Raw genomic sequence first — 14,384 nt, 5'->3', positions numbered from 1 at the left:
GGTCAGATCCGATTGCGCTTCTCCAAGCGTTCTTCCCAGGCGAGGGCTTGGCCGACGATGGCGTCGAGGTCGTCGTGCCGGGGCTGCCAGCCCAGGCGATCGCGGATGCGCGCCGCCTCGGCGACGATTTGGGCCGGATCGCCGGCCCGGCGCGGGCACAGCCGCACCTCGAAGTCGCGGCCCGAGATCCGCTTCACGACCTCGACGACCTCGAGGACCGAGTAGCCGCGCCCGTAGCCGCAGTTCAGCGTCAGGCTCTCGCCACCGGAGCGCAGATGGTCGAGGGCGAGGCGATGCGCCTCCGCGAGGTCCGAGACCTGGATGTAGTCGCGCAGGCACGACCCGTCCGGGGTCGGGTAGTCGGTCCCGAAAACGTCGAGCCGGGCGCGCTGGCCGAGCACCGCCTGCGTGGCCACCTTGATCAGGTGCGTGGCGTTGGGCGTCGACTGGCCGGACCGTCCCTCCGGATCCGCGCCGGCGACGTTGAAGTAGCGCAGGACCACGTAGGAGAAGCCGTGCGCCGCGGCGGCGTCGGCGATCATCCACTCGCTCATCAGCTTTGAGCGGCCGTAGGGATTGATCGGCTTCAGCGGCAGGTCCTCGGGAACCGGCGAGGCCTCGGGCTCACCGTAGACGGCCGCGGTCGAGGAGAAGATGACATTCTTGACGCCGGCACGCACCGACGCCTCGATCAGCGCGCGGGTCTTCACCGTGTTGGCGAGGTAGTAGCCCAGGGGGTCGGCTACGGATTCGGGCACGACGATCTTGGCGGCGAAGTGGGCCAGGGCATCGATGCGGTGCTGCAGGATGGTCTGCGTCACGAGGGCCTGGTCGGCCACGTCGCCAACGACGAGCTTCACACCCTCTGGGACCGCCCAGTCGAAGCCGGTGGAGAGATCGTCGAGGACGACGACCTCCTCATGGCCGGCGTCGAGGAGCGCCAGCACCATGTGGCTGCCGATGTAGCCGGCACCCCCCGTCACCAGAACCGCCATCTCGCCCTCACTGCCGCCATCCCGGCAACTGCTTACGCCTTTGCAGACGGGAAATTTACGCCCCGCCGCCTCATACTAACGATGTACATGCTTGCGACGGCTCGCGTTAAGCTATCTCACTGACCGCACAGCTGACCACGTCGTTCCATCCAGTTCCGGGGTTACCGCTCGATGAAACCGATCCGCAAGGCCGTCCTCCCCGTCGCGGGCCTCGGCACGCGCTTCCTGCCCGCCACGAAGGCGGTCCCGAAGGAGATGCTCACGGTCGTCGACCGGCCGGTGGTGCAGCACGTCGTCGACGAGGCGCGCGCGGCCGGGATCGAGCACTTCATCTTCGTCACCGGCCGCGGCAAGGCGGTGATCGAGGACCATTTCGACATCGCGTTCGAGCTCGACCACACCCTTCAGGAGCGCGGGAAGACGGCCGCCTACGAGGAGCTGAAGAAGGACCTGCCGAGGGCCGGCCAGACCAGCTTCACCCGCCAGCAGGCGCCGCTCGGCCTCGGCCACGCGGTGTGGTGCGCCCGCGAGATCGTCGGCGACGAGCCGTTCGCGGTGCTGCTCCCCGACATGCTGAGCCGCGGCTGTATGCAGCAGATGCTGGCCGCCTACGATCGCCACGGCGGCAACATCATCGCCGTCGAGGAGGTGGCGCCCGAGGAGACGCACCAGTACGGCATCGTCAGCGTGGGCGAGACCTACGGCCAGTCCTTCCAGATCACCGGGATGGTCGAGAAGCCTAAGCAGGGCACGGCGCCGTCGAACTTCATCATCTCCGGGCGCTACATCCTCCAGCCCGAGATCTTCGGGATCCTCGAGCACGGCAAGAAGGGCGCGGGCGGCGAGATCCAGCTCACGGACGCCATGATCGACCTGATGGAGAAGCAGGCGTTCTACGGCATGCGCTACGAGGGCCGGACCTACGATACCGGCTCGAAGCTCGGCTTCCTCACGGCGAATCTCGCCTACGCCCTGGAGCGGAACGATCTCGCAGGACCCCTGCGGGCCGAGATCGAGAAGCTGCTCAAGAGCCAGGGATGACCGGCGCTGCGGGCGCGGATCCGATCACCGCGCCCCGCTAGGCGACACGTTCGACCGCATCGGTTCTCGCTCTCGTCCGAGCTACGCCTGCACGCGGCGACGCGCGCGGTGGCCAGCGAACGCGCTTCAGGTATGCGCGCAGAGCGGCCGCGGCGGGCGAATTGCGCTTGCTTCTTGTGCGGCGCACTTTAGTTTGTGCGTTGCGAGATCGCGATGGCGTAGCGGTCTCGCTGCCCTTCTTGGGCGTTTCCTCCCTAGACTTCGGGCCGCTCCTTCGGGAGTGGCCTTTTTTCTTTCCGGCATACCGCCGCTCTTCTTCGTGAACGGTCGGGGCAGCGCCCCTATTCCGCGGCCATCCGGCGGGGGACGAGATCGTCGAGGTCCTTGGCGACATCGGCGACGACGCTGCGCAGCGCCTCGACCAGTGCAGGGAAGCCCGCCGTCATCGCGAGGCTGGCCTCGTTCATGTAGAGCCCCCGATTCAGCTCGATCTGGAGCGCGTGGCGGTCGAGGTTCGGCTCGCCGTAATGCTCCGTGATGAAGCCGCCGGCGTAGGGCTTGTTGCGGACCACGCGGAAACCCCGGGCCCGGAACGCGGCCTCGAATCCGTCGATCAGGATGGGTGCGCACGCCGTGCCGTAGCGGTCGCCCAGCACCACATCGGCTTTCATGTCCGGATCGCGGCCGAGGCTCGAGGACGGCATCGAGTGGCAATCGACGAGCATGCAGTGGCCGTGGGTGCGCGCCGTGCGCTGGACCAGTCCGCGCAGCGCGCGATGATACGGCTTGTACAGGCTCTCGATCCGGGCGGTCGCCTCGGCGACCGGCAGGCGCCGGGCGTAGATCTCCTGGCCGTCGGCGACGACCCGGGGCACGGTCCCGAGACCGCCCGCGACGCGCATCGACCGGGTGTTGGCGAAGGGCGGCAGGCGCCCCTCGAACATGCGCGGGTCGAGCTCGTAGGGCTCCCGGTTCACGTCGAGGAAGGCGCGGGGGAAGTTGGCCCGCAGGAGCGGCGCGCCCAGTCCGACGACCGATCCGAACAGGCGGTCGACGTGGGCATCCTCGGAGCGGCGCAGGGTCAGCGCGTCGAGCCGCGAGGCCGCGATGAAGTCGGGGGGGTAGACGGCCCCGGAATGACCGGTATTGAAGACGAAAGGCAGGGTGTGCGCCGCGGGCTCGTCGACCGCGAAGGCCGGGGCAAATCCGAAGGCGTCTGGCTGTACCGGTTCGGTTGCAGTCATCGGCTGGTGGACACCCCGGCGGTTGAACGAGGACGGCAGGCGCTCACTGTGGTGTGCGATCGATCGCCTGTCCACTCCGCACCGGCGGCCGACGCAGTCGCCCGGGAGACACGCGGCGGCGGCTGCGCGCTCCATCCTAACACCTTGTTTACCATCGCCTCCCTTTATGGGATCAACTTCTCGACTCGAAGGCTCGGATCCGGCCGATGAAAATCCTGCTGGCGGAAGACGACAACGACATGCGCCGGTTTCTGGCCAAGGCGCTGCAGAACGCGGGCTACGATGTCCTGTCCTTCGACAACGGCCTCTCCGCCTATAACCGGCTGCGCGAGGAGCCGTTCGAGCTGCTGCTGACCGACATCGTGATGCCCGAGATGGACGGCATCGAGCTGGCCCGCCGCGCCACCGAGCTCGATCCCGACATCAAGGTGATGTTCATCACCGGCTTCGCGGCGGTCGCCCTCAACCCGGATTCGAAGGCCCCGAAGGACGCCAAGGTCCTGTCGAAGCCCTTCCACCTCCGCGACCTCGTCAACGAGGTCGAGAAGCTCCTGGCCGCCTGATCCTGTCGATGCTTCGTCGACGGCGCGCGCGCGTTGCCCTGTGACCACACGGGCATAGGCAAGGCGCGCCCCGCGCTCCTATATGTCCCGAGTTCACGCGCGGGACGACGATCGCGATGCAGCCGGTCACAATCTACACCACGGCCTGGTGTCCTTACTGCTCGGCGGCCAAGAGCCTGCTGAAGGAGAAGGGCGCCGCCTTCCAGGAGATCGACGTCGAGCGCGTGCAGGGCGCCCGGTCCACCATGGTCGAGCGTGCGGGCGGCCGCACCAGCGTTCCCCAGATCTTCGTCGGCGCCACGCATGTCGGCGGCTGCGACGACCTGTACGCCCTGGATCGCGCCGGCAAGCTCGACCCGCTGCTCAAGGACACGGCCGATGCCTGAGCCCCGCTTCACGGCTGCCTGCGTGCAGATGCGGTCGGGGCGCGACCCTGCCGCCAATCGCGACGCGGCCGTGGCGGGCGTGCGCGAGGCGTCGGCGCGGGGCGCGGCCTACGTGCAGACTCCCGAGATGACGTCCCTGGTGGAGCGGAGCCGCGAGCGTCTGTTCGCCCACGTCACCACCGAGGAGCAGGACCCGACCCTGGCGGCGCTCCGCGAGGCCGCGCGTCAGACCGGAACGGTCGTCCAGATCGGCTCGATCGCGGTCAGGGCCGGCGACAAGATCGCCAACCGCGCCTACCTGATCGGCGCCGACGGGGAGATCCTGGCCTCCTACGACAAGCTGCATCTCTTCGACGTCGACCTGCCGAGCGGCGAGCGCTGGCGGGAATCTGCGACCTATTCCGGTGGCGCCTGCGCGGTGCTCGCCGAGACGCCCTGGGCCACGCTCGGCCTGACGATCTGCTACGACATCCGCTTCCCCGCGCTGTACCGCGCCCTCGCCGAGGCGGGCGCCGACGTGCTGACGGCCCCCGCCTGCTTCACCCGGCAGACCGGCGAGGCCCACTGGCACGTCCTGCAGCGAGCTCGGGCCATCGAGACCGGCGCCTTCGTGATCTCGGCTGCGCAGGGCGGTCGGCACGAGGACGGGCGCGAGACTTACGGCCACTCGCTGATCGTCGATCCCTGGGGCCGGGTTCTGGCCGATGCCGGCGGGGACGAGCCGGGGATCATCCTGGCGGAGATCGACCTCGCGCAGGTCGCGGAGGCCCGGGCCCGCATCCCCTCGCTGCAGCACGGCCGGCCCTTCGCCGTCGAACGCGTCGGTCCGCGGTTCAGGGCCGCGCAGTAGTCACCACAGCAAGCAACAGAATGATCCGGTACAGTCTGGTCTGCGATGCCGGGCACGGCTTCGAGAGCTGGTTCCAATCCTCCGATTCCTACGACACGCAGGTCACGCGCGGCCTCGTGACGTGCCCGATCTGCGACAGCGCCAAGGTCAGCAAGGCCCTGATGGTGCCGAGCGTCGCCCGCACGGATCGGGAGCGCGCGGCGCCACCGATCCCGAAGGCGGAGGCGCCGGTGACCATGATCGCCGAGCCTGAGCGTCAGATGCGGGCGATGCTGCGCGCGCTCCGGGAGCACGTCGTGGCGAATGCCGAGCATGTCGGGGCGCGCTTCCCCGAGGAGGCGCGCAAGATCCACTACGGCGAGGCGGAGGGGCGTTCGATCTACGGTGAAGCGAGCCCCGCGGAGGCGCGGGCCCTGATCGACGAGGGCATCGAGGTGGCGGCGATTCCGGTCCTGCCCGACGACCGGAACTGATCGGCCTCGCCGGTCCGCGCGCTTCAGGGACGCAGCGCGGCGGTCCCCGCGAAGGAGGCCAGTACGGCCGAGATCGCGGCGCTCCAGCCGGCGAGCGACACGCCCAGCACTCGGAGCGCGGCCACCGAGCAGTCGACCACCTTCGTGGTCTGCAGCCTGTTGAGGAAGTCGCCGACCTGGCCCGGATTGGCGCCGGTGCCGCCGCCGCAATCGGCGGGTCCCGGCCAGAAGCCCCATTCCGCGCCGGCGTGGTAGACCCCGATCCCGGCCCCGTAGAGCAGGCCGAGGGCCGCGAGCCCGAGGGCGATCCGCGCCAAACGCTCCGGCAGGAACAGGGCCAGCAGACCCAGCGGCACGGCGGCGTAGTAGGGCAGCCGCTCGGTCAGGCAGAGCTTGCACGGCGCGTAGCCGTATCCGTACTGGAGGACGAGCGCGGCCCCGACGGTGAGGGCGGAGGCGATCGCGAGCCAGAGGCCAGCGGTCTTGAGGCGCAGGGCAGCCGCCGTGTTCATCGCTACAGGATCACCTTGAAGAGCAGGAAGCCGAGGACGATGACGGCGACGGAGATCGCCGCGACCGCGTTCAGGTGCCGGTCGAGCACGCCGCGAATCTGGACACCGTAGCGGCCGAGCAGTCCGGCGAGAATGAAGAAGCGGGCGCCGCGGGTCACGATCGACAGGATCGTGAACCAGAACAGGCTGTAATGCGCGAAACCCGACGTGATCGTCACGAGCTTGTAGGGGATCGGCGTGAGCCCCTTCAGCAGGATCACCCAGTGGCCGTAGCGCGCGTAGGAGTCCTGGAAGGTGGCGGCCGAGTTCTGCAAGCCGTAGAGGCGGATGAGCCACTCACCGACGGAGTCGAACAGCAGGGCTCCGATGGCGTAGCCGACCAGACCGCCGAGGACCGAGGCGACCGTCGTGATCGTGGCGTAGAACCAGACCCGGTCCGGCCGGGCGACCGCCATCGGGACGAGCATCACGTCCGGTGGAACCGGAAAGAAGGAGCTTTCGGCGAAGGCCACAGCACCGAGCGCGTAGGGCGCGGATGGCCGGTCACTGAGGGCCAGGATCCACGCGTAGAGCCGGCGGAGCATTCAAGGTCCCGGATTATGAGATCGGCCGCCCTTTGAGCATAGGCGCCCCGCCTTGGCCAGATCGCCGACCGACGCAAAACAACACTTGGCCGGAGCCGCCGACCTATGCGAAGAGCGCTGGCACGCGGGTATGGCGGAATTGGTAGACGCGGGCGACTCAAAATCGCCAGCCGCAAGGCGTGGGGGTTCGATTCCCTCTACCCGCACCACGGCGCCATCGATCGCCGCGGGACTTCGCCTGACAGCCTGACCGTATCCGCGCCGCGAACACCGGTCCCGTCCATGACGAGCGCGATTCCGTCGCTCTGACGCCGCGTGGCTCGGCCCCTATCTTCGCCCTCACGCGGCGGCGGGGCCGGTCGTTCAGAACGGGGCAAGGGCGTGAACGAGCACGGAATTGTCGCGGTCCTCGGAGCCGGCATGGCAGGCGCGGCCGCCGCGCGCCGGCTGGCCGAGGCGGGCCTCCGCGTCCGAATCTTCGACAAGGGGCGCGGGGTCGGGGGACGCATGGCGACCCGGCGGGTCGGTGAGATGCAGTTCGACCACGGCGCGCAATTCATGCGCGCGCGCGGGCCCGCCTTCGCGGCCGAGCTCGGCCGGTGGACGCGGCTGGGCATCGTTGCGCCCTGGGCCGGCTCCGACCGCCATGTCGGCGTGCCGGGCATGACGGAGCCCGTCCGCGCCCTGCTCTCGGACCTTCCGGTATCGAGCGCGACGACCGTCGTGCGGCTTCGACGGCAGGGAGCGCGCTGGCACCTCGAGGACGCGGCCGGCACCGTGCATGGCCCGTTCGACGCCGTCGCGATCACCGTCCCGGCCCCTCAGGTCACGACGCTGCTCGAGGCTTCGGGCGTCGCGTTGCCCGGTGTCCCGCGCGCCACCTATGCGCCGTGCTGGTCGCTCATGGTGGCGACGGAGACGCGACCGCGGGATGTCCTCGTCCAGCCTCGGACCGATCCGATCGGCCTGATCGCGCACGATTCCGCGAAGCCCGGGAGGCCTGCGGGCTCGCGGCTCACGGTGCACGCGACGCCCGCCTGGTCCCGCGGACATCTCGAGGCCCCGCGCGAGGCGGTCATCGCCGCGCTTCTCGGAGCGGCCGAGGACGTCCTCGGCGCCACGCTCCGGCCGTCCCACGCGGAGGCGCATCGCTGGCGCTACGCCCAGGTCGAGACCGCCCTGGAGCAACCCTGCCTGTACGATCCGGACCTGCGTCTCGGGGCAGGCGGGGATTGGTGCCTCGGCGCCCGGATCGAGGCGGCCTACGACAGCGGTCAGGCACTGGCCCGGTGCCTCCTGGCCGATCTGGGCCGGCCCGCGTGATCCCGCCGATTGCCTTCCATCCGGCCTACGAGGCGCCGCTCCCGTCAGGCCACCGGTTCCCGATGCGCAAGTACGGCCTGCTCGCCGAGACCTTGGTCGCCAAGGGTCTGGCGCCCCTGGGCTTCGTCACGCCGGAGCCCGCCAGTGCCGAGATACTGCTACGCGCCCACGATCCGGCCTACGTGGACGCGGTGCTCGCCTGCGATGTCGGCCGGGACATTGAGCGGGCGATCGGCTTGCCGGTCGACGCCGCCCTTGTCCGCCGCTCCCGCGCCTCGGTGGGCGGCACCCTCTTGGCCGGGCGCCTCGCCCTCGCGGAAGGCCTCGCGGGCAGCGCCGCCGGCGGCAGCCACCACGCGCGGCGCCGGCAGGGCGCCGGTTTCTGCGTGCTGAACGATGTCGCGGTGGCGGCCCGCACCCTCCAGGCCGAAGGTCTGGTCCGGCGCGTCCTCGTGGTCGACCTCGACGTGCATCAGGGCGACGGGACCGCGGACTGCCTCGCCCTCAGTCCCGACTTGTTCACGCTCTCGATCCATTGCGAGAACAACTACCCGGCCCAGAAGATCGCCGGCGACCTCGACATCGGTCTGCCCGACCGTCTTGATGATGCTGGTTATCTTGAGGTCCTGCGCGCCCGCCTGCCGACGCTCCTCGACGCGTTCGCGCCGGATCTCGTCTTCTATAACGCGGGCGTCGATCCCCATCGGGACGACCGTCTCGGCCGTCTCTGCCTCACCGATGACGGACTGCTCGCCCGCGATCGCTACGTCGTGGCGCAGACCCGCGCCCGTGGGATCGCGCTCGCCACGGTGATCGGCGGCGGGTACACACACGATGTCGAGGCCCTGGCGCGCCGTCACGCCCTGGTCTTCGAGGCGCTGGCCGCCGAGGCGGCCGCGGGATCGACGCTCGCGTGAGATGCTGCGCGGGAAATCTGCGCGAGTTCTCGGGGTGAGACCGGATTGCATCACGCGACGGTCGATATGCAGTCCTCGGGTTCACGGGAAAGGTTTTGGGAAGGGCTCCGGTCGAGGATGCGGGGCAGGCGGATTGATGAGGCGGATCCGCTGCTCGCACTCGATGACGCCGTTGGGGATCGACCATGCTCACGCGGGTCTGGGACGTGGTGAAGGCGACGCTGGCGGTGTCGGCCCTGATCGCCGCCGCCCTCGTCTCGGCGGACAAGCTCGATCGCCAGAGATCACAACCGGTCGCCGGCGCGGCTCTGGTCGAGCCTGCGACGACCGGTGCGATCGCACCGGCGATACGTCCGTGACGTCAGCGGCCCCTCACTCCGCGGCCGCGAACCTGCGTCAGATTGAAACAAGCACGACGGGATATCTTTTCCGGCCTCGGCGTTCTCGCCGGACGCCGAGGCTTGGCCGCTCGCTGCCTCGATCCGCTCAGGAGACATCCTTGATGAAGTCCGCCACTTTCGCCCTCCTCGCGGTTCTCGTCGGCACGGCGCCCGCGCTCGCGGAGACCGGCGCGGACCGGGCAGCCTGCACGCCGGACGTGATGCGCCTGTGCGCTGCCCAGATCCCGAACGCGGGGGCGATCACACTCTGCCTCCGCGAGAAGCGGGTGTCGCTGAGCGGCGCGTGCCGGACGGTGGTCGACCGATCCGACCGGCCGGCCCGCGAGATCGCGAACCGCCGATAGCGCGACACCCCGCCAGCCTGCGACCCGCGGCCGGGCCTCGCCGGTGACGTGGCCGACCGCGACGACGCGGCGGCGATCGCGCTGTGAACCGGTCGCACAGGCGCGGTCAGGCCGCCTGCGGAGGCGCGCATCGCGCGAAGGTCAGGGGGCGCGGCCGACACGCTCTGCCGTGTCTGCTCGGCCCGACCGGACGGCCCGCCGTCGGTGTCTTCAGGCGGAGCGCTCGAACGCCGCCACGTAGGCCGCGGCGTCGCGGGCAACGTCGGCCGCCGCCTTCCCGGGCCGGTAAAGATTGGACCCGAGGCCGAATCCATCGGCGCCCGCCTGCCGCCAGCCCGCGATGGTCTCGGGCAAGACTCCGCCGACGGCCAGAACCCGCGTGTCCGGCGGAAGGACCGCGCGATGCGCCCGGAGCGCCAGGGGCGTCGCGACATCCGCCGGGAACAGCTTCAGCGCGGTTGCTCCCGCCGCCAGGCACGCGAAAGCCTCCGTGGGCGTCTGATAGCCCGGAAGGGAGACAAGGCCCGCCGCGACGGTGGCGCCGATGACGGCCGGATCGCCGTTTGGCGATACCACGAGGGTTCCGCCAGCAGCGGCGACCTCACCGACCTGAGTCGGCGTCAGGACCGTGCCGGCCCCGACCAGCGCCCGCCCGGCGAGGCGCTCGGCGAGCGTCGCGATGCTCCGGAGCGGGTCCGGCGAGTTGAGGGGCACCTCGACGAGGGTGAACCCGGCTCCGACCAGCGCCTCCCCCACGGCGGGTGCCTCGTCCGGCGTGAGCCCCCGCAGGATGGCGACGAGGGGGCAGGCCGCGAAGGCCGCCTCGAACCGGTCGAGGATGGTCATGCCCGCAGACTCCAGATGGCGTGGATACCGGCCGTGGTTGAACCGTCCGGCACGATCACCGGATCCCCGCCCGCATCGGTGATGGCGGCGGCGTAGAGTGCCCCGAGGCGGCCGCCGCCGAGGAGATGGACCGGGCGCCTCCGGAGGTCGTCCCGAGTGCCGATATCGGCGCCGATCAGGATCCCGCTGGCATGGGCCGCCGCGTCCTCCGGGGCGAGCCGGTCGAGCAGGAGGCCGGAGCGGACCTCGAACAGGGTGGCGGCGAGATTGCGGGACGCGAGGCCGCGCCGGACACCCGCGCGGAAGGCGGCCCCATCCCCGACCGTGCCGTCGAGCGTCCCGGCCAGGATCCCGTGTGCCCGCAGGAGGGCGAAGAATTCTCCGGTCATCACGGTGGTGAAATCCGTGATGGACCCGTCGACGGTCTCGATCCACTTGTTGTGCGTGCCGGGCTGGCAGAACAGGGCGGTCGCCGGCGCCGCGCCCGCTCCGATCGCCCCGAAGACCTGGATCTCCTCGCCCCGCATCACGTCGGGGCGACCACCGCCCCGCAGGGCGACGCCGGGGACGATCCGGACACCGGGGGCGGGCTCGAGGCAGGCTTCGGCCAGGCCGGTGAGGGTGGCCGGCGCGGCCACGTAGGGCGCCGCCTGCCAGCCCCGGTTGGAGCCGATCATGCCGACGGCGATGATGAGGTCAGCGCCCAGTCGCGCGCGCAGGGCCGCGATCTCCGCCGGATAGGCGTCGGGCGTCAGGGCGAGGACGCCACGCTCGTCGTGCAGGCTGTCGAGAATGACGCCCGCTTCCGAGACGGCGAAGGCCCTCCGGTTCGTCGTGCCCCAGTCGACGGCGATGTAGGCCGGGCGATCGCCCATGCCGAAACCTCTCAGAAGAGCCACGCGAAAAATTGTCTGAGTTAAGTGCGGCGCGCGGCGCGGTCAAGTTCTGTCCGGCGGCCGTCGTGACACGGAGGGCGACTGATATCACTCCCGGGGGATTGTCGCGCCGCCACGAGCGTTTGCGATGGACTGCACGGCTGCGGATCGGCGATATGGCGGCAAGAAATCGAACCCGGGAGGGACACGCTTGGCACGGGATGTAATCCTGGCGACCGATGGCCTGACGATGGAATTCCGCGGATTCCGGGCCGTCAACGGCGTGGCGTTGCAGGTCGAGCGCGGCACCATCCACGCTCTCATCGGGCCGAACGGAGCCGGCAAGACCACTTGCTTCAACCTCCTGACGAAGTTCCTGATCCCGACCGCGGGGACGATCCGCTACAAGGACCGCGACATCACCGGCCTGAAGGCCGCGGACGTCGCCCGCCTCGGGCTCGTGCGCTCCTTCCAGATCTCGGCCGTGTTCCCGCACCTCACGGTGATGGAGAATGTCCGCATCGCCCTGCAGCGGCGGCGGCGCGGCGATTCCTTCGACTTCTGGCGGCCCGAGCGGGTCCTGCGCGCGCTGAACGGCGAGGCGCTCGCCCTCGTCGAGGCGGTAGGCCTCTCCGACTTCGCCGACGTGCTCGCGGTCGAGTTGTCCTACGGGCGCAAGCGCGCGCTCGAGATCGCCACGACTCTCGCCCTCGATCCGGAGATGCTGCTCCTCGACGAGCCGATGGCCGGTATGGGCCACGAGGACGTCGAGCGCACGGCGCAACTCATCCGCCGGGTCTCGAAGGACCGCACCATCCTGATGGTGGAGCACAACCTCTCGGTGGTCGCCTCCCTGTCGGACCGGATCACCGTGCTAGCTCGCGGGCAGGTGCTGGCCGAGGGCGACTACGCCACGGTCTCGAAGGATCCGCGCGTGGTCGAAGCGTATATCGGGGCGGGACATGCCTGAGGCGGCTCTGAAGACACCTCCGGCGGCCGCGACCGACGCGCTGCTGACCGTCCGCGGCCTCGAGGGCTGGTACGGCGAGAGCCACGTCCTCCACGGCATCGACATCGACGTGCGCGCGGGCGAGGTGATCACGCTGCTCGGCCGCAACGGCGCGGGCAAGACGACGACCCTCCGGGCGATCATCGGGATCCTCGGCAAGCGGTCGGGCTCGATCGTCTACGACGGCGTCGAGACGGTCCGGATGGCCTCGCGCAACATCGCCCGGCTCGGGATCGGCTACGTGCCGGAGGAGCGCGGCATCTTCGCGAGCCTGACGGTCCACGAGAACCTGATGCTGCCGCCGCGGGTGAAGCCCGGCGGCATGTCGGTGGCCGACATCCACACGCTGTTCCCGAACCTCAAGGAACGCGCCGGCAGCCAGGGCACCAAGCTCTCGGGCGGCGAGCAGCAGATGCTGGCGATCGGGCGCATCCTGCGCACAGGCGCCAAGCTGATCCTGCTCGACGAGCCCACGGAAGGTCTCGCGCCGGTCATCGTCCAGCAGATCGGCCGGACGATCCAGCAATTGAAGACTCAGGGCTACACCATCGTCCTGGTGGAGCAGAATTTCCGCTTCGCCCAGACTTTGGCGGACCGGCACTTCGTGATCGAGCAGGGGCGGGTGGTCGACATGATCCCCAATGCCGAGCTTGACGCCAATATCGACAAGCTGCACGCCTATCTCGGCGTCTGAATCTCGCACGCGAAAACCGTAGAAGCGCCAGAAAGCGGCGACTCGATACTCGGCCGGCGGAGATCCGCCGCGCCGCTGGAGGATGGAAACGAAAATGCTCGGACGCATCGCCCGGCCCGTGACCCTCGCCGCCCTCGCCGGCGCCCTGATGATGGGCACCGCAGCCGCGCAGACGAACGTGAAGATCGGCATCCTGGGCGACCGCTCGGGCGCCTACTCGGACATCAGTGGCGAGGGCTCGGTCGTGGCCGCGAAGCTCGCGGTCGAGGATTTCAAGCCCGAGCAGCATGGGCTGAAGGTCGAGATCGTCTCGGCCGACCACCAGAACAAGCCGGATGTCGGCGCGGCCATCGCCCGCCAATGGTACGACCGCGACGCCGTCGACATGATCACCGACGGGGTGACCTCCTCGGTGGCGCTGGCCATCAGCCAGGTCACCAAGGAGAAGAACAAGGTCTTCATCGATACAGGCGCCGGCACGGCCGACCTCACCGGCCCGCAATGCACGCCGAACACCATCCACTGGGTCTACGACACGGTGGCGCTCGCCAACGGCACCGGCGGCGCGATGGTCAAGCGCGGCGGCAACACGTGGTTCTTCCTCACGGCCGACTACGTGTTCGGCCAGACCCTGCAGCGCGACACCAGCACGGTCATCACCAAGAACGGCGGCAAGGTCGTCGGCTCGGTGAAGACGCCGTTCCCGACCTCGGACTTCTCGTCCTTCCTGCTGCAGGCGCAGGGCTCGGGCGCCAAGGTGATCGGGCTGGCCAATGCCGGCACCGACACGATCAACGCGATCAAGCAGGCGGGCGAATTCGGCATCACCGAGGGCGGCCAGGCGCTCGCCGGCCTCCTGGTCTTCTCCTCGGACGTGCACTCGCTGGGCACCAAGGTGGCACAGGGGCTGGTGCTCACCGAGCCGTTCTACTGGGACCTGAACGACCAGACCCGCGCCTTCTCGGACCGGTTCGCCAAGCAGATGAAGAACGGCTCGAAGCCGACCGCGAACCATGCGGGCGTCTACTCGGACGTGCTCCACTACCTGAAGGCTGTGGCCGAGACGAAGTCGACCGCCGACGGCGCCGCCACGGTCGCCAAGATGAAGGCGATGCCGACGGACGACCCGCTGTTCGGCAAGGGCGTGATCCGCGCGGACGGCCGCAAGATCCACGACATGTACCTGTTCGAGGTCAAGAAGCCCGCCGAATCGAAGGGCGAGTGGGACCTCTACAAGAAGCTCGAGACCATCCCGGGCGACCAGGTCTTCCGGCCGCTCAACGAGGGCAACTGCCCCCTGGTGAAGGGCTGACAGTGGGTTCGGGGC

18 protein-coding genes and 1 tRNA gene are annotated in these 14,384 nt (G+C 69.7%); 13 read left to right on the top strand and 6 right to left on the bottom strand.

Going from position 1 to position 14,384, the window contains the following annotated elements:
- Positions 1-2: 2 nt before the first annotated feature.
- Complete coding sequence (gene galE / locus ACLBYB_RS04285; protein ID WP_447697961.1) at positions 3-995, bottom strand: UDP-glucose 4-epimerase GalE; 993 nt, start codon at positions 993-995, stop codon at positions 3-5.
- Between the two features lie 171 nt (positions 996-1,166).
- Here galE and galU point away from each other — a divergent pair, with 171 nt between their 5' ends.
- Positions 1,167-2,036 (top strand): UTP--glucose-1-phosphate uridylyltransferase GalU, encoded by an 870-nt coding sequence (gene galU / locus ACLBYB_RS04280; RefSeq protein ID WP_447697960.1) that lies wholly within the window; start codon positions 1,167-1,169, stop codon positions 2,034-2,036.
- Between the two features lie 341 nt (positions 2,037-2,377).
- On the opposite strand, the gene ACLBYB_RS04275 is transcribed toward galU, so the two are convergent.
- A complete protein-coding gene (locus tag ACLBYB_RS04275; protein WP_447697959.1) occupies positions 2,378-3,280 on the bottom strand; it encodes an N-formylglutamate amidohydrolase in 903 nt (300 codons plus the stop codon).
- A 206-nt stretch (positions 3,281-3,486) separates the two neighbouring features.
- Between ACLBYB_RS04275 and cpdR the strand changes: the two genes are divergently transcribed.
- The 4 genes from cpdR to ACLBYB_RS04255 all read left to right on the top strand — a co-directional run bounded on the left by cpdR (position 3,487) and on the right by ACLBYB_RS04255 (position 5,552).
- Positions 3,487-3,843, top strand: coding sequence for a cell cycle two-component system response regulator CpdR (gene cpdR, locus ACLBYB_RS04270; RefSeq protein ID WP_003603128.1), 357 nt, complete (start codon positions 3,487-3,489; stop codon positions 3,841-3,843).
- A 116-nt stretch (positions 3,844-3,959) separates the two neighbouring features.
- The gene (gene grxC / locus ACLBYB_RS04265; protein WP_056522015.1) at positions 3,960-4,229 is read left to right on the top strand and encodes a glutaredoxin 3; all 270 of its coding nucleotides are present in this window, start codon (positions 3,960-3,962) and stop codon (positions 4,227-4,229) included.
- Complete coding sequence (locus tag ACLBYB_RS04260; protein WP_447697958.1) at positions 4,222-5,079, top strand: carbon-nitrogen hydrolase family protein; 858 nt, start codon at positions 4,222-4,224, stop codon at positions 5,077-5,079. Before grxC ends, ACLBYB_RS04260 begins: the two co-directional genes overlap by 8 nt.
- 20 nt (positions 5,080-5,099) lie before the next feature.
- A complete protein-coding gene (locus ACLBYB_RS04255) occupies positions 5,100-5,552 on the top strand; it encodes a DUF1178 family protein (protein ID WP_447697957.1) in 453 nt (150 codons plus the stop codon).
- Positions 5,553-5,575: 23 nt separating this feature from the next.
- Here ACLBYB_RS04255 and ACLBYB_RS04250 read toward each other — a convergent pair whose 3' ends face one another.
- Together ACLBYB_RS04250 and ACLBYB_RS04245 are read right to left on the bottom strand one after the other, a co-directional pair.
- Positions 5,576-6,064, bottom strand: a complete 489-nt coding sequence (locus ACLBYB_RS04250) for a disulfide bond formation protein B (protein ID WP_447697956.1) — start codon at positions 6,062-6,064, stop codon at positions 5,576-5,578.
- A gap of 2 nt (positions 6,065-6,066) precedes the next feature.
- Positions 6,067-6,648 (bottom strand): YqaA family protein, encoded by a 582-nt coding sequence (locus tag ACLBYB_RS04245; protein ID WP_056522002.1) that lies wholly within the window; start codon positions 6,646-6,648, stop codon positions 6,067-6,069.
- 124 nt (positions 6,649-6,772) lie between these two features.
- On the opposite strand from ACLBYB_RS04245, the gene ACLBYB_RS04240 reads away from it, so the two are divergent.
- The 5 genes from ACLBYB_RS04240 to ACLBYB_RS04220 all read left to right on the top strand — a co-directional run bounded on the left by ACLBYB_RS04240 (position 6,773) and on the right by ACLBYB_RS04220 (position 9,633).
- A tRNA-Leu gene (locus tag ACLBYB_RS04240) sits at positions 6,773-6,857 on the top strand.
- Positions 6,858-7,029: 172 nt separating this feature from the next.
- The gene (locus tag ACLBYB_RS04235; protein WP_447697955.1) at positions 7,030-7,971 is read left to right on the top strand and encodes an NAD(P)/FAD-dependent oxidoreductase; all 942 of its coding nucleotides are present in this window, start codon (positions 7,030-7,032) and stop codon (positions 7,969-7,971) included.
- Positions 7,968-8,888 (top strand): histone deacetylase family protein, encoded by a 921-nt coding sequence (locus ACLBYB_RS04230; RefSeq protein WP_447697954.1) that lies wholly within the window; start codon positions 7,968-7,970, stop codon positions 8,886-8,888. Before ACLBYB_RS04235 ends, ACLBYB_RS04230 begins: the two co-directional genes overlap by 4 nt.
- A gap of 185 nt (positions 8,889-9,073) precedes the next feature.
- Positions 9,074-9,247, top strand: coding sequence for a hypothetical protein (locus ACLBYB_RS04225; RefSeq protein ID WP_447697953.1), 174 nt, complete (start codon positions 9,074-9,076; stop codon positions 9,245-9,247).
- A gap of 143 nt (positions 9,248-9,390) precedes the next feature.
- A complete protein-coding gene (locus ACLBYB_RS04220) occupies positions 9,391-9,633 on the top strand; it encodes a hypothetical protein (protein ID WP_020091430.1) in 243 nt (80 codons plus the stop codon).
- A 210-nt stretch (positions 9,634-9,843) separates the two neighbouring features.
- Here the strand turns inward: ACLBYB_RS04220 and ACLBYB_RS04215 are convergent, their stop codons facing one another.
- Positions 9,844-10,479: a 2-dehydro-3-deoxy-6-phosphogalactonate aldolase gene (locus ACLBYB_RS04215; protein WP_447697952.1), complete on the bottom strand. Its 636-nt coding sequence runs from the start codon at positions 10,477-10,479 to the stop codon at positions 9,844-9,846.
- Positions 10,476-11,354 carry a 2-dehydro-3-deoxygalactonokinase gene (locus ACLBYB_RS04210; RefSeq protein WP_447697951.1) on the bottom strand — a complete coding sequence of 293 codons (879 nt, stop codon included), beginning with the start codon at positions 11,352-11,354 and terminating at the stop codon, positions 10,476-10,478. Before ACLBYB_RS04210 ends, ACLBYB_RS04215 begins: the two co-directional genes overlap by 4 nt.
- A 211-nt stretch (positions 11,355-11,565) precedes the next feature.
- On the opposite strand from ACLBYB_RS04210, the gene ACLBYB_RS04205 reads away from it, so the two are divergent.
- The 3 genes from ACLBYB_RS04205 (at position 11,566) to ACLBYB_RS04195 (ending at position 14,369) form a co-directional block, all read left to right on the top strand.
- On the top strand, positions 11,566-12,324 hold the full coding sequence (locus ACLBYB_RS04205) for an ABC transporter ATP-binding protein (protein WP_026604669.1): 759 nt from the start codon (positions 11,566-11,568) through the stop codon (positions 12,322-12,324).
- Complete coding sequence (locus ACLBYB_RS04200; protein ID WP_042674624.1) at positions 12,317-13,057, top strand: ABC transporter ATP-binding protein; 741 nt, start codon at positions 12,317-12,319, stop codon at positions 13,055-13,057. The genes ACLBYB_RS04205 and ACLBYB_RS04200 overlap by 8 nt, the downstream gene beginning before the upstream one ends.
- A gap of 94 nt (positions 13,058-13,151) precedes the next feature.
- A complete protein-coding gene (locus ACLBYB_RS04195; RefSeq protein ID WP_020091435.1) occupies positions 13,152-14,369 on the top strand; it encodes an ABC transporter substrate-binding protein in 1,218 nt (405 codons plus the stop codon).
- Positions 14,370-14,384 lie beyond the last annotated feature (15 nt).

It is taken from the genome of Methylobacterium sp. D54C (assembly GCF_053345595.1).
This window is presented reverse-complemented; position numbering and strand designations above follow the sequence as displayed.